This window comes from Cohnella hongkongensis (genome assembly GCF_042654645.1).
GTDB lineage: Bacteria > Bacillota > Bacilli > Paenibacillales > Paenibacillaceae > Cohnella > Cohnella hongkongensis.
Genome location: NZ_JBHSEP010000004.1, coordinates 200169 through 215245, shown reverse-complemented (window position 1 = coordinate 215245; position 15077 = coordinate 200169). Strand labels below are relative to the sequence as shown.

10 protein-coding genes, 1 pseudogene and 1 CRISPR repeat array are annotated in these 15077 nt (G+C 54.8%); of the genes and pseudogenes, 2 read left to right on the top strand and 9 right to left on the bottom strand.

Features of this window, described 5'->3' with window-relative positions:
- Positions 1–43: 43 nt before the first annotated feature.
- Both pdxR and ACFO3S_RS08265 read left to right on the top strand, forming a co-directional pair.
- Positions 44–1459, top strand: a complete 1416-nt coding sequence (gene pdxR, locus ACFO3S_RS08270; RefSeq protein ID WP_378094270.1) for a MocR-like pyridoxine biosynthesis transcription factor PdxR — start codon at positions 44–46, stop codon at positions 1457–1459.
- A 100-nt stretch (positions 1460–1559) separates the two neighbouring features.
- Positions 1560–3482, top strand: a complete 1923-nt coding sequence (locus ACFO3S_RS08265) for an ATP-binding protein (protein WP_378094268.1) — start codon at positions 1560–1562, stop codon at positions 3480–3482.
- A 52-nt stretch (positions 3483–3534) separates the two neighbouring features.
- On the opposite strand, the gene ACFO3S_RS08260 is transcribed toward ACFO3S_RS08265, so the two are convergent.
- From ACFO3S_RS08260 to cas3, 9 genes and pseudogenes are all read right to left on the bottom strand, one after another.
- A complete protein-coding gene (locus tag ACFO3S_RS08260; protein ID WP_378094266.1) occupies positions 3535–3771 on the bottom strand; it encodes an NHLP leader peptide family RiPP precursor in 237 nt (78 codons plus the stop codon).
- Positions 3772–3842: 71 nt separating this feature from the next.
- On the bottom strand, positions 3843–4832 hold the full coding sequence (locus tag ACFO3S_RS08255) for a hypothetical protein (protein WP_378094264.1): 990 nt from the start codon (positions 4830–4832) through the stop codon (positions 3843–3845).
- 15 nt (positions 4833–4847) lie between these two features.
- Positions 4848–5453, bottom strand: a complete 606-nt coding sequence (locus ACFO3S_RS08250; protein ID WP_378094262.1) for a class I SAM-dependent methyltransferase — start codon at positions 5451–5453, stop codon at positions 4848–4850.
- Between the two features lie 649 nt (positions 5454–6102).
- Positions 6103–7804: a CRISPR direct-repeat array (repeat unit 33 nt; unit sequence ATTTCAATCCACGCATCCCATACGGGATGCGAC).
- A gap of 232 nt (positions 7805–8036) precedes the next feature.
- Positions 8037–8126 (bottom strand): annotated as a pseudogene (locus tag ACFO3S_RS08245) (CRISPR-associated endonuclease Cas1); the annotation flags it as partial.
- Positions 8123–8752: a CRISPR-associated protein Cas4 gene (gene cas4, locus ACFO3S_RS08240; RefSeq protein WP_378094532.1), complete on the bottom strand. Its 630-nt coding sequence runs from the start codon at positions 8750–8752 to the stop codon at positions 8123–8125. The gene cas4 and the pseudogene ACFO3S_RS08245, both read right to left, overlap by 4 nt.
- Before the next feature lie 20 nt (positions 8753–8772).
- A complete protein-coding gene (gene cas7c / locus ACFO3S_RS08235; RefSeq protein WP_378094260.1) occupies positions 8773–9636 on the bottom strand; it encodes a type I-C CRISPR-associated protein Cas7/Csd2 in 864 nt (287 codons plus the stop codon).
- A gap of 13 nt (positions 9637–9649) precedes the next feature.
- On the bottom strand, positions 9650–11563 hold the full coding sequence (gene cas8c, locus ACFO3S_RS08230) for a type I-C CRISPR-associated protein Cas8c/Csd1 (RefSeq protein ID WP_378094258.1): 1914 nt from the start codon (positions 11561–11563) through the stop codon (positions 9650–9652).
- The gene (gene cas5c / locus ACFO3S_RS08225) at positions 11560–12279 is read right to left on the bottom strand and encodes a type I-C CRISPR-associated protein Cas5c (RefSeq protein WP_378094256.1); all 720 of its coding nucleotides are present in this window, start codon (positions 12277–12279) and stop codon (positions 11560–11562) included. Before cas5c ends, cas8c begins: the two co-directional genes overlap by 4 nt.
- Before the next feature lie 17 nt (positions 12280–12296).
- On the bottom strand, positions 12297–14729 hold the full coding sequence (cas3, locus tag ACFO3S_RS08220; protein WP_378094254.1) for a CRISPR-associated helicase Cas3': 2433 nt from the start codon (positions 14727–14729) through the stop codon (positions 12297–12299).
- Between the last annotated feature and the right edge of the window lie 348 nt (positions 14730–15077).

Genomic DNA, 15077 nt, shown 5'->3' with positions numbered 1-15077 from the left:
GAAGCAACTTTGACCATACCACTTTAACCGGAGGAGAATCGCTTTGACGTGGACGGTTATCGATCGCGACTCTGGAACGCCCTTGTTTCGTCAACTCTACGAAAGCTTCCGCAGCCGAATTCTGCTGGGAGAGCTGAAGGAAGGAGAGAAGCTGCCCAGCACGAGGGAGCTGGCCTCCAGCCTGCAAGTGTCCCGAACGGTCGTCGTCGAAGCCTACGAGCAGCTGCTTGCAGAGGGCTACATCGAAGGCCGGCACGGCTCCGGAACGTTCGTCTCGGAAGGCGCGCGACTGCGCCTCGACACGCCCGATGCGCCCGAGCCCGAGCCGTCCTTCCGGGACGCCTGGCAGCCTCGCTCCGCCGACGACCGGGAGCGAATCGACTTTCGCCACGGCATTCCCGCTCTTGACCGGTTTCCGAGAAAGCTGTGGGGCGAGCTGGCCAGACGCGTCTGTGCGGACGCTTCCGCCGAGGCGTTCGGCTACGGCCGGCCGGAGGGCCGCCGCGAGCTGCGCGGCGTGCTGGCCCGCTATCTGCGGAGAACAAGAGGCGTCGTATGCGAGCCCGAGCAGCTCCTGGTGACGACGGGAGCCACCCAGGCGATCTCCCTGATCGCCAAGCTGCTGCTGAAGGGCAGGTCGGACGTGCTGATCGAAGACCCGATCACTTCCGACATCCACACGATGCTCTCTCTCCCGGATACCCGGCTCCATCCGATCCCCGTCGACGAATCGGGGATGATCACCCGGCTTCTTCCTCCGGACATTCTGCCTAAGCTGATCTACGTTACGCCTTCCCATCAATTTCCGATCGGGGGCGTCCTCCCCATTCAGCGGCGCGTTCAGCTGATCCAATACGCCGCCGCGCACGGGAGCTATATCGTCGAGGACGACTACGACAGCGAGTTTCGTTACGAGAGCGCCCCGGTCAGCTCTCTGCAGGGGCTGGATCCGGATCGCGTCGTCTATATCGGAACGTTCAGCAAAATCTTGTCCCCGGCTCTCCGCATCGGCTACTTGATTCTGCCTCGGCCTCTCGTGCAGGCAGCTCGGGACCTGAAGTGGCTAACCGATCTTCATACGCCGTCTCTGGAGCAGCTGATTTTGTCGGAATTCATCGAAGAGGGCCACTTGGACCGTCACATCGCCAAGATGAGAAAGCTCTACCGCAAGCGTCGGGACTTTCTCATACGGCAGCTGCTTCACGTCTTCGGCGACAGGGTGAAGCTGCTCGGCTGTTCTACGGGCATTCATCTGGTCGCCGAATTCTCCGACATCGAATTCACGTCCGAGCTTCTCTCCGGAGTGGAAGAGAACGGCGTCAAAGTTTATCCGGTTGCCGTTCACGCTTTTCGCAAGGACGTCCAGCAGCGGCGACTGATTTTCGGTTACGGGAACCTGACCGAGGATCAGATGGAAGAGGGAGTTCGAAGATTGAACGCCTCATTAAGGAAATATTAAAAGCCGATACAGGATTGTGGCCGATATTGTCGAAAAATTATAGTATTGTTGATAGTGCGGAAGAGCTAGTGCAGCAGAACACGTACTTGCGAGGTGTACGATGAAGTTGGTGCGAAGATTATCGGCTTGGAGATCGTTTTCCCTATTGGCGTTCTTGTTTATTCTGGCTCCCCAGCCTGCTAATGCCCAGCACCACTCGGTTACGCTTCAGCAGTGGCAGATTCACTACATCTCGGACGGCGTAGCCGGCGATGTCCCGCCGGCCGACGAGGCGGCCTGGATGGAGGCCAGCATCGGCGACCCGAAGACCGTTCTTCCCGACGGGAGCCGCGGCGTCTGGGTCCGACTGACCCTGCCACCGACCTCGAGCTGGATCAGCCCGGGGATTCTGGCGGACCGGCTGTACGGCCACCATCTCTCCGTCTATCACGGAGAACAGCTTCTTCTGGACTCCTCCCGGGACTTCGCATTCGATCTGAACAAGCTCGTCATGCCGATAAGCCCGATCGACGAGCCGACAGAGCTGCACGTTCGCATCCTGACGACCGGGGAGAGGGCAGGCTTGCTTAACGGCGTGCGGCTCGACGACTTCAACGAGCTTTCGGAGAGGTTCATCTCCCGCGATATTCCGGACGTCCTGCTCGGATCGGGCATCGCTTTCCTGGGATTGATCATGCTGATCTGCACCGGCTACCTGCATCGGAGACAGCGAAGCACATGGATCTCGCTCTGTTTGATCGCGCTGACGACGGGCATGCTGATGGTTTTCTATTCTCCGCTGCCGTATATCTATTTCAAGGAATACGGCCAGCTGCTTCTGATCCTGTTCGACGCGTCGATGTTCGTGCTGTTTCCCGCGCTGAACTACTATATCGATCAGATGTTCGAGGGCCAGTTCCGCTTCTTCACGAGATTCCGTTACTTCCAGGCCGGCTATTCCGCCCTATGCCTGCTCGCGCTTGCCGTATACGCGCTGACGAACGGACGGTATTACGACCCGTACCATTTGGTGTCGAATCTCATATTCGGCGTCATCATTCTGACTCAGCTCGTGTTGATCGTCGTGCTTTCCGTCATTCATGCCCTCAAGGGGAACAAAAACTCCATCATTCTCTCGATGGGGATGTTTCTTCTGGCGATTCTCGGAACGACCGATATGACCCTCTACTACCTGAGCGGAAAAACCTATGTCCTGTTTCTATGGAAATTCGGCGTGATCGCCCTTATGGTGACGCTTGTCATCATTCTGGCCCGGCGCATCTCCGCCGATTACGCCATGCTGGTCAATTACTCCAAGGAGCTGGAGCTCTACAATCACCGGCTGGAGCGAACGGAGAAATTGAAGATTATCAGCGACCTCGCCGCCTCCGTGGCGCACGAGGTGCGCAATCCGCTGCAAGTGACGCGAGGCTTCCTTCAGCTGCTCTCGGGCAAGTCCGACGAGAAGAACAAGCCGTTCTTCGATCTGGCCACGAACGAGCTGGACCGAGCAGCCGCGATTATTACCGACTTCCTGACCTTCGCCAAGCCGGAGCTAGAAACCGTCTCCGTGTTGGATTTGTCGGAGGAGCTGCAGAAGATCGAAGCGATGATGACGCCGCTGGCCGCCATGCACGGCACCGTGCTTCGCTTCAGCTCCGAACCCGGCCTGATCTTCCAGGGCAATTCCTCGAAGCTTAAGCAGGCTTTCATCAATATCGTGAAGAACAGTCTAGAAGCGACGGGTACGAACGGAAGGATTGAAGTGTCCGCAGTTGCGGAGAACGGAGAGATCGTCATCCGGGTCAAAGATAACGGCGAAGGGATGGAGGAGGAGCAGATCGCCAAGCTTGGCGTCCCGTTCTTCTCCACGAAGGCGAAGGGAACCGGCCTGGGCCTGATGGTTACCTTCCGCATTATCGAAGTGATGAAAGGCACGATCGAATTTCGCAGCGTCAAAAAGCAAGGAACGGAAGCGATCATTCGTTTCCCGCTAATGGCAAGCAAGGAGCAGCTGAATCCGTCCAGCGGTGCCGGCGCCTGATTCGCAAAAAAAGAACCGAAAGGCGTCCTCTCGGTTCTTCCTCTATTCGGTTCTACCATACCGTCTTGACATTACCCGATCCGTCCCCAACATCTTCAGGCTTCGGAGGAAGAACCAGATAATACAGCGAAGCGCTCTCTTCGACGACTTTCAGATCGATTCCTCCGGGAATCTCGACTCCGAATTCCGCTTGGATCGCTTCCTTGGGATTGTTCAGCAGCCGGTTCTTAAAAGCCGAATCCTCCCAAGCCTTTTTGATAATCTGCACTTTAAGAGATTCCAGTGACACGGTGGCACCAACCTTTCCCAGAATGTGGTTGAACTCCCTATCATCATACCATGGACACTGGACAAAAGTCCTCATTTATTTGCTAAATTTGACAGCAGCGCGGACAATCCGCCCTCAGTCGCCAGACTCTCCGTCAAGGCCTCCGCCTCCAGCGCCTCCTTCTCCAGCCCGCTTACGATATCCTGATGAAAAGCGAGCAGATCTCCCGGCACAGCGCCAAAATTCGTCAGCTTCGCCTGATTCTCTTGCGAGATTTGCGCCAATCGGCGCAAGCAGCCGGCGCGATAGACGGCCCGCTTGACCGTTCGTTCATCCAACGCCCGTCCCGGCGGCCATTCGAGCGTTCGCCGGACAAGCGTCAGGAACGCATTGCGCTTCTCACCGCCTTCTGCCAGATCGTCTCGCCAATCCATCCAATCGTCGGAGAGCTGCAGCGTCGCCAGCACGAGATCCAAAGATGCCTCCAACTGCGCAAGCTTCTTCTCCCCCCCGGACAGCAGCAGCATGCCGGCTGCGCACAGCTTGACGGGCGCCGACTTGCGCGCCAGAGATGAAGCATCTGCAGGCTCGGCCGCTTGCCGGCCCTCCTCCGTCACCGCGTAGGCCCAGTCGGCCAAATACGTCTCGTATCGGTCCCAAAGCGGTGAATGCGGCGGAAAATAACGCCCGTACCGCCGTCTGAATCCGTCATGAAGAAGCTGACCCAGGGCGAGCGCCTGTCGGGTTTCCACCGGGTCGGCCGATGCGTCCGCATCCATAACGTCGTCCAGCAGGAAGAAATGCAGCATCGCATACAGGTTGCCAATCGCCAGGCTTCGGCACAGCTCGTCCCCGCATCCGGTCTGCTCCTTCAACCACAGCGGCAGGAGGAAGCAAATGTAATTCGTCCCCCCGCCTTCCCCGTCCCGGCTCGCGCCAAGCGGACGAAACCTCTTCAGCATCCGCCGTCCCTTGTCGGCCAGGCGGGATGGAAGCGGCAGGAGTCCGTCCGCGGCCTCCTCGAATATTCGCGCAACCTCCCCCTCGTACCTCCCCAGCCAACGCGTCCGCATTCCGTTCATCGCTCCCGCCCTCCGTCAACTCCCCGGCGTGGCCCGGAGAAGATGCACCATTTTCAACATGTGGCTTTCCTTGCTCTCGATTCGGATGCCCGCCTCCGCAATCATCGCGGGAATGTCCCTCGTATGGTGGCAGCCAATCGTGCGGTACAGGAGGGGGTTCAGCAGTCTTTGCGCAGCGGCGACGATGGCGTGCCGGCTAATGCCGTGCTCCAGGAACAACAGAGCCCCGTCCGGCTTGCACCAGCGTCGCAGCTTCCTCAGAACGCCGATCGGGTCCTCGTAGCTGCAGAAAGACAGCGTCGAAACGATCGTATCGAAGGAGTGATCGGGAAATTCCAACCGTTCGATGTCGGACAACAGAAATTCCGCCTCCATTCGGCATGCCTTGGCGGCCTCACGAGCCAAAGTCAGCATCCTCGGACTGAAATCCGTCGCGATGACGCGAACGCCCGCCGGATAATAACGGAAGTTCGCCCCAGCCCCTACGGCCAGCTCCAACACCTGTCCCCGAGCCCCGCTCAGAAGCTCCGAGCGCCAGCTCTGCATCGTCGCATTCTCGCGCCTTCTGCCATACTTCGCCGCCTGCCGATCGAACAGACGAACCTGCCTCGCCTTATCCAATTCGATACTCCTCCAGGCCGACTCGATAGTCGCCGTTTTCTGCCAGTATACCACGTTATTGCGGGAACATCTTGGGGAGGGGGGCAATGTTGTCAGGTTAAGCCGTTGTCGTATGCGATCGACGGCATACGGTCGATGGTATGCGACCGATCGTATGCGATCGAAGGCGCGCAACCTGCCGGCAACGTCTAACGGTTGCAGTGGCACTTAATCGATCGTTTTCCCGAAAAAGGAAAAGCTAACGGTTGCCAACGCGCTTATTTTGGGGTTATCGAGCGAAAACGCGCGTTTTCGGCTGAAATAGCCGCTGCCGCAACCGTTACAACCTCCGTACTGCGAAAAGGGCACAATTAGCGGCGCTGGCAACCGTTACGTTAGTGGGCTGGCGGGGGCTCGCGGGGTTGGCGTGTGTTGGCCTGGACTGGCGGGGGTTAGCGGAGTGCGTAGGTTGGTCTGGGCTGGCGAGGGTTGGCATGGGTTGGCACGAGTTGTCCTTGTTCGCGATGACCGTCGGGGCTCCGCCGACAACTGGGACGATTCCTGCAAGGCCGCTTGTTGACCGTTTGCTTAACCTGACAACATGGGGGGTTAGCGAACGGCATGTTCTTGCCCCTCTATGCAGTATCCGTGCGTCCATTCATTCGCACCTTAATCAATCCACGCATCCCATACGGGATGCGACTCGCTGGCCGTGTCGCTCCGGATGCAGGGGTTGGATTTCAATCCACGCATCCCATACGGGATGCGACATGTGATGCGTACCGTCGTAAGCCCGCCTAAGATATTTCAATCCACGCATCCCATACGGGATGCGACTCCGTTTGGCGTGACCAATACGGAGAATGCGACATTTCAATCCACGCATCCCATACGGGATGCGACGGTGTGCAGCATGTTCCTCGAACCGATGCTCCTAATTTCAATCCACGCATCCCATACGGGATGCGACGCATCTTGGGGCAATGTGCGGATCGACGAAAGCATTTCAATCCACGCATCCCATACGGGATGCGACGCTCTCCGAATGTGTAGTTATCAATCAACCGCAATTTCAATCCACGCATCCCATACGGGATGCGACCTACTGACATTGCTATCATAAGCGTCATGGCCAATTTCAATCCACGCATCCCATACGGGATGCGACCTCCCGACGTAGCTTTTGTGTTGAGCGCTGCCGTAATTTCAATCCACGCATCCCATACGGGATGCGACAAGGATAAATCCTCTGTTGTGCATGTTTCTAGCATTTCAATCCACGCATCCCATACGGGATGCGACCACGCTCGATCATCGCAGCCGACAGCGTATCGACATTTCAATCCACGCATCCCATACGGGATGCGACCACATAAAATGCGAGTAAGCGGCACCTAAAGAGAATTTCAATCCACGCATCCCATACGGGATGCGACGTTAACGCGCTTGACGCAGCAGTACCAGCTGATATTTCAATCCACGCATCCCATACGGGATGCGACATCAAGCGGAAAATTAGCCGAAATGCTTGTTCGTATTTCAATCCACGCATCCCATACGGGATGCGACAGCGCATTCTGCGCTTGCTCAAGGCTCATTATACCATTTCAATCCACGCATCCCATACGGGATGCGACTGCAGGAATACGACGAGCATCTATTCGTGATGTGATTTCAATCCACGCATCCCATACGGGATGCGACAGATTCGTGTCGAATATGGGCAGGGAGGTTGTTAATTTCAATCCACGCATCCCATACGGGATGCGACCAAACAGCATCGCGGCGGCGAACGCCGTTCGGTTATTTCAATCCACGCATCCCATACGGGATGCGACTAGGCTCAACGTGTAGTTTGCGATCCCACTCACTATTTCAATCCACGCATCCCATACGGGATGCGACATGAGTCCAGACTCATAAAGCTCTTTGTATACGTATTTCAATCCACGCATCCCATACGGGATGCGACGCTGTGCATTAGGTTTTGTCATCCAGTAGTAGCAATTTCAATCCACGCATCCCATACGGGATGCGACAAAACTCACTCATTCCCGCAATAAGGTGGACACATTTCAATCCACGCATCCCATACGGGATGCGACCGCTGCCGCAGCTCCAACACGACGACAAGGATCCATTTCAATCCACGCATCCCATACGGGATGCGACATGTCGGCTCTTCAGTCCATTTGGTTGTGTAAAGATTTCAATCCACGCATCCCATACGGGATGCGACACTCCAAGCCTAAATCATTCACCGCCGTAAGCCATTTCAATCCACGCATCCCATACGGGATGCGACAGGCGTTCCTCCCTCCTATCTTTCCGTCACCGGAATTTCAATCCACGCATCCCATACGGGATGCGACGGCGAAATTTGGTATAAAACACCCATTAATGGGCATCAAACTTCGCATTAACCGAGAATTCTTCGAAAATAAATGTATAAATATTACATTTAAGTAAATTATGAAGACTATTTGTGGTGCGAATCTCCCAGGGTTTTTATGGGAGCTTCACATTCGCACCTGAATTAAAGGATCAATGGGCCTTCTAAGTCCAATGACATCCTAAGCGTCGCAAACTGGGCCGCATCGACAATTGCTCCTTCGACATGACCACGTTGTCGCCGTCAAGCGACAGGTAAACATCCGGCTGAGTCACGAACAAGGTCCCCAGAAGCTTCTTCATTCCTTGATTTTCCCTTCGATATAACTACGAACAGATCTCTTGCTCATCATGTTCGGCAAGCAAATGTGCTGCAAGGAGCAGCTATTGCAGAAAGAGCCGGTTTTCACCTTGGGCGTATGTCTCCGGCGGTAGTAATCCTGCATTTCACCGACAATCCGTTTGACCTTGTCTCTCAATTCCAGGGTAATCGGAACTTCTACCCGATGCTTGATCTCGTTATAGAACAAATAACCGACCTCAACATCGCAGAGCAGCATCTCCTCCAGGCAAAGAGCCTGAGCGGTCAACTGCATAATATCTTCGTCTGCCGCCTTCGGCTTTCCCCTCTTGTATTCCACCGGATAAGCAAGATATTTCCCTTCCGCGCCGCTGATCTCCACGCCCTTCTCGTCCCGGATGAACTCAACTACGTCGCATATACCCGTTACTCCAAGAGTGTCGGATCTGACCGGCATTGCGCGGACGACAAGCTTATCTCCCCGCTTCTCTCTCGTAAAAGGTTGATCCGCATTTCGGTGCAAATGCTGGCCTTCCACGGTTCTGACGTTGTCTTCCCACTGCTGTTCGATATGGATAAAGGCCCACTGTCTCTTGCAAAACTGAAAATGCTGGATGCCCGACAGCATCAGATAGTCGTCTTCTTCCCTCACAACCCGTTAATGACCTGTACCTTCAGGCCTTCCAGTTCGTTCACGCTGAACCGGTAATCTTCGTAAGCCTTAGGCTCGTCCGAGACTCTTTCGACCGCAAGCGAACGGTGCACCTTGGCGGAGGAATATTGACCCAGCCTGGAAGAGTGCTCCCACCAATAAACATTATGCACTTCCATGCTTCCTTCCGGTCTGGCCGAGGACACGTCGTTCTCGAACAGAGTGATCAGCGCCTGCTTGATCTTCTCCGCATCTTCATTGGTAAAACCGGTCTTCTCCGCCAGTTGAGGGTTGATGCTCCCATAAAACACGTATACGCCGGAGTCGACCCGGTGCTTCATGCCCATCGTATCGGAGCCGCGAGTCGCGCCCGGCTCGGAGTTTACGCTCTTGGTAATCTGCAGGCTCGTAATATCGACAGGGTCGAGGCTGGTGGCGGGATGAACGGATACCGGGCCTCTGACCCCGACGGACACGCCGGGCGAGCCTTTTTCCGCCTTGAAGGCGAATACTTGCCCGAAGCTGCGGACATCCAGCCACTGTTGACAAGCCACTCTGGAGAACTCGTCCCCGGATACCGTCTTGGCCTTTAAAATTTTCTCCAGCTCGGCATTGGCGTCGGCACGTTCCCGCAGGCTGCCGTATGCGTCCGTCTTCCGGTCGTTCGATTGCACAAAGATAGGCTGTCCCATGTCCTGCAGGCGATTGCGGATTTTGCGCTTGAGCGCCACGTCGGAAATCTCGCCATAGCCGTCGTAGTTTTGACGGGGACGGTTTCCGTTCAGCGGATCTCCGTTCGGATTCGCATGTTTAACGGACAGCACTACGGCAAAATCGATTTTATGATCCAAAGTTGTCATCTCGTTCTCCCCTTTAATTGGTATTTTCCGGCGCGTCGTCTTTCGCTTGCTCTTTTTTCCGGTATAGCTCGTGTCTCTGGCTGTAAAATCCGAGCAAGTATAGGCCGGAAAGCGGCTTGTTGTTGAAATCTTCAATGGCGATCCGTGAGCCGACATCGTCGATCATCTTAGACCAGTAGGTTGCCTTGGCTCCCAGTTTGGCCTGGTATGGCTGTAAGCACGCCTGGATCGTTTTCCATGTTCTTTCCGGATGTCTGGAGAAGGCGTTCATGTACCGAATCGCATTGGTTGCACGCTGTTCGTCCGGTCCCAGAGCGTTGCGCTCCAGCACGTCGGCAATCGCCAACAGGCGTCCGAACAGGTAATCGCGTTGGTTGTTTTGCTCATCCAAAGCCATGTCTAATTCCTCCTTCTCGTTAATCAAGGCGCAGGCGATGCTCAGCGTCTTCTCCCATTCCCATCGCTCCAGGCCGGAAGGATTCGATGCCCGCTGGCGGGCGCTGTCCACAATGTCTCTCGGAACGGATCTTCCGTCGACGATGCATGGCAGCATGCGTTCCATCAGCCCTTTGACGACCTTCTCTCCCGCTCGGGGACCATAGGCGGCGAAAGCGATATCCTTCGTAGCCGGAGCGCCGTAAAATTGCACGAGCTCGCCCTGTTCGTTTTTGCGGTAGCGGTGGAGCCAGACACAGGTCGAATGCCAGCGGACGAGCCGGTCGAGGTAAAGTTCTTTGTTCATATTGCGATAGTATAATACGCCCATCCGACCGGTCGTGGCCGAGTCCAGCACCAGAATGTTCACGCGGGTATCCCTGTCGGAGACGATCGCCTTCAATCGGTTCCGATAGCCGTCGATCGCCTTGGAAACCTCTTCGGCAACCGCTTTCCGGGTATAGGCATAGCGCTCGTTCTCTTCGCCCGGCATGCCGACGTCCAGATCGTACGAATCGTCGTCGGGCGCAGGAATGTCTACTTCGTCGTTGCCCCATACGAGAAACACGCGTTGATCGACCATTTTGGCCTGACGGTTGATCAGCCACTTCAGCGCGTTATGCGCCTTCTGCGATACCTCGTAGCTGATCGTCGCGGCCTCTTTGCCTACATTAAACCGACCGCGGAACGTAAAGCCGCTGCTGTCGTTATTCGAGATCAGCTTGGCTTTATCTCCCGAATGTCTGATCTTGTTAGCGTGTCTCTCCGTCGCGGGAAGTCGTCTTCCCGTCACGTAACAATAATCGATATCGCCCAGTTGCTCGCTATAGTAACGGATAAAGGATTCATACACTTCCGGGTCCTTCCACACCTTGACTAGGTGCTTGCCCGGAGCGTGAACGTTAAACCGGACGAAGGCGCTCGTCTGATCGCCAGGCACGACGGAGAAGATTTCCGGCTTAACGGGGTATAAGTCTTCAACCTTCTTGTCCCATCTGTCCACCAGCCGCTGATCGGCATCGACGCAAAGCACCTTATGGCGAACCAGATCCTGAATGAGTTGCCCCTTGCTCAAATAGTTGTAGATGCTCTTGACCTTGGGGTGGGCATGCGCGGATTCGGCCCATTTCTCCAGCTCTCGAATGTAGACGGCAAAGGGCAGTTCCCCGGTCTTGATTTCGCCTCCGTAAGCAGCATAATCTCCGGCGACGTAGCTCAGCTTGTCGTGCAGCGGATAAGGCGCCACCGCCAGGCCGGAACGGCTGGCCGAGCTCTCCGTACATGGAATCAACGTGCTCACGTCGTTCTTGTCAACGACGAACGCGGACAGAAACTCGCCGTCTTCCGTAATTTCAACTTCAATATGAGCATTCTGGGTCGTATGGCAGATCGGCAGCAAGGTGAACTCCTGACCGTTATGTTTTTTTTCGACTTCTCCCACGAATTCCCGGTTGGCTTCGTATGTGTCATACAAATTCAGCAGCCAGCTCATGACGGCCTCCTTTCCTCCAGTTGTTCAAGCAGTTCGTCCGCCAACTGGATCTGGGATGGATCAAAACGCTTCGGCTCCATTTCCTTCACTGATCGCACCAACTCGCACTGCTCTGGGCGTATAAAGGAGATCACGCCGTTTTTCATGACCGGATTCCACAACCGCACCTCCATCTGATTGCGCCCCGTCTCGTCCGGATAGTTGATGCCGTGCACCATCGTCCCCATATGAATGTCTCCGTAATCGTCATAGAAGCTTTCGCCTTCGTCGAAGGGGCAGGGCTCGACATAAGCTTGGCATTCCCGGGTCCCGAGGAAAATGTCCCGCCTGCCTCCGGCACGCAGCGCTCGTTGCAGAATGTTGTGATGCTTGTGTTCGTTGTGGTCATGAGCCAGATCGGGCCGGTGGGGGTTAAATTCGAAATACGCCCGCACGTTATAGCGCACGTCTTTCAAATACGTATAGTTGGCCAGCGTATTGCCGCCCCCGTACTCCAACGGCCTAATCCCCTTCGATTCCATTCGGATGGCTTTCATCACTTTCACTTTGTCGATGTACATAATGAGGGTCGGTTTCCAGTAAATAGACTCTACAATCCCTTTGAGCGCCTGGTAGGTCGGCACTTGGTAGGAAAGCTTCTCTCCTCCCAATTTCGTCAAAGGATCGGTGAAGAGAGCGTAATGGCCATAGACGGTAAACTCGATCGCATTCCTCATTTTTCCACCTCCTTTCATTACCACATATGCAGGCTGCTGCCGCTATCGTTTTCAATGTCCACGCCGAACTCCTTGTTATACGCCTTTTCCTTCAACGCAAAAACCTTCCCGTCCAGCAGCTTGACCCACCCGTTATTGCTCGTAAGCAAATCGCACTGATAGCGGAACAGATTCACCGTATACTGCTGCGCTTCTCGCAACAACTGCGACAGATTATCGATCGTCCCTCCGCCCGTCAGCTCGGCAATGATCTCCTCGCCTCTTCCGTAAGGAACGATCGCCGAAGTCGTCAAATTCTCGATGACGTTAAAGTGCTCCGCCGCGGTCCGATGGCTATGGGTAAGGCCCAGGCGCAAAGGCCCCTTCGTCCAATCCACGTATTCCCGGTAGTACGGGCTGCCCTTGGTACTCGTCATCAGCAATTGCGTCATCGTGAGTCCGAGCTTCTTGATGTCATAGTCCAGACTGGATGCGAATTCGGTGTAAAACTCTTTAAAATACTCCTCCATCGCTTCCATGGATAGAAGATGGCCGCCGTATGCGCCGCTCTCCCGCTTCAGGACGAGAAGCATACGCCTCGCAATCTGCTTGCCTACCTTGATCTCTCGCAGCCGATTCAGGTTCTCCTCGGCGTGATCGATCAGATAGACCTGGCCAAGCTGTCCGTCCTGCCGCTCGCCATGCCGATTGCAACGCCCAGCAGCCTGAGCGATCGAGTCCAGCCCAGCCAAGGAACGCACCACGCATTCGAAGCTGATATCGACGCCCGCTTCTATGAGCTGCGTGCTGATGCAAATCACTTTCTCTTTATTTTGCAGATGGACCTTGACCTGCTCTAATATGGCGCTGCGATGCGCCGCACACATCGAGGTGCTCAAATGATAGACCGGAACCCCTCCCCCCGACAGCCGATCGTATAAGCTTTTGACGACGGCTTTCGTGTTTAGGATGACAAGAATGCTGCGCGCCTGTTCAAGCCGCTCTCCGACAAACTCCGTCAGTCCCTCCGTTGATAGTGCCTCTTGGGTCGCGCGATCGTGAATCTCCACCCTTTTGAAAGCATCGATGACTCGAGGCAGATTGGCGATCATTTCCGCATCCGAATCGATGGCAAGCCTTTGTTTGACGAAGCCCAGCTCCGGCTGGGTCGCCGTACAGAGAATCAGGCTGGAACGGGCATTGCCCTTCAGAAAATTGAGCGCCCGGTTGAACAGAGATAGACAATGAACCGGAACCTTCTGCACCTCGTCGAAAACGATGACCGCTTCGCTCAAATTGTGCAGCCTTCTGATATAGCGGCTTCCTCGTGCGTAGAACGTATTCAGAAACTGCACCATCGTCGTAAACACAATTGGAGAATCCCAATTGTCCTTGGCTAGCTTGAGCTTCTGCCGGGCGGAGAGCGTCCCGTCCTCCCGTTCGTCGTTATCCTCCGCATCGTCCACCACGTTCGAGTGATGCTCAAGCAGATTCCCGTCGTCCTTGACGATGACTCGAACCTCATTCGCGTTTTGCTCGATGATGGTTGTGAAAGGAACGATGTAAAAGATTCGCTTTTTCTCGTAGGCTAGAGCGTGCTTAAGCGCATATCGCAAGCTGGCTAGCGTTTTGCCTCCGCCTGTCGGGATTGACAGCGTATAGACGCCGGACGGCCTGGCTGCAAACCTTTCGCACATCTCCGACATTTCTTGTCGCAGCTCGTTAATCGGAGAAGTCCGCTCTGTTTGGCTGACCGCTTGCAAGCTCTCGATTTTACGCATCAGTTTCTCGTAGTAGTCTGCGAACAGCTCGTCACTCTCAGGCTCCCGGCTCTCCGCCCCGCAATTTTCGAAAGCTCTGGTGTTCGTCCGATCGGCATCGATTAACGCGCTGAAAATGTACTTCGTCAGAAACATCAGCTTGGCCCCGTTATCGGGAGAGGGAGGGGTCAGAAACGCTTGCAATTCGCTAGCCGCCAATCTCGCGTATTCCTGAAAGCTCTGCTCATCCATTACCTCCTCGAAGAAGATTCTCTTAGCCAGCTCATATTCCTCGATTTCCTTGTCTTTCACGCGGCGAAGGTAGTCGGATGTCGCCTCCGGACCTAGAAAGTCGTGAAGGTAGGAATGGTGCGAGATGATTGCATTGCCAACGATTTCTGCCAGAATTTCTTTGTACTTCGAGCTTCTGATCTTTTTGAACAAGTCGTACACCAGTTTGCCGCCCGCTGTCGAATGATCCACTTCTCCTCTTCTTGGGGACCCGTTCGGATTTAACGCGGCTTCTCGAATATAGGTTTGAAAGGCGTTCGCATATTTTCCCAGATCGTGAAGCATTCCGGCCAGACCGGCAATATGTTTAACCCCAATCTTGACTCCATACCTCTCTGCTAATTCTTTGACTTCAAGAAGGTGCTCCTTAACCGTCTGGACAGCCTGATCGGCCTCGCGAATATGAGCAATGTAAGCCAAAAGAGACGCTCCTTTCCACTCCTCACACCTTCACAACTTGGCGCCTAGTTCCTAATACACAATTACGGTAGAATTTTGTAGTAATTGGTCATATAAACCTATTCTTCGTCAAACTTCATGATTCCTCCTCGTACAGAATAATCTCTCCAAATATGGTAAAATTGCGGCGACTTCCGATCATGTCATCTATCATCAACATTTGGAATACCCCATTCTTATTTAATTTAACAAAGGGGTGGAAGAGCGATGCACGGATGGGGATTTAGCGGTATTTTGCTTATACTGCTTATTCTGCTTATTATTGTTGTTGTTTTAGTTAGACTTTCGAACTATATCGTGCATAGTGCG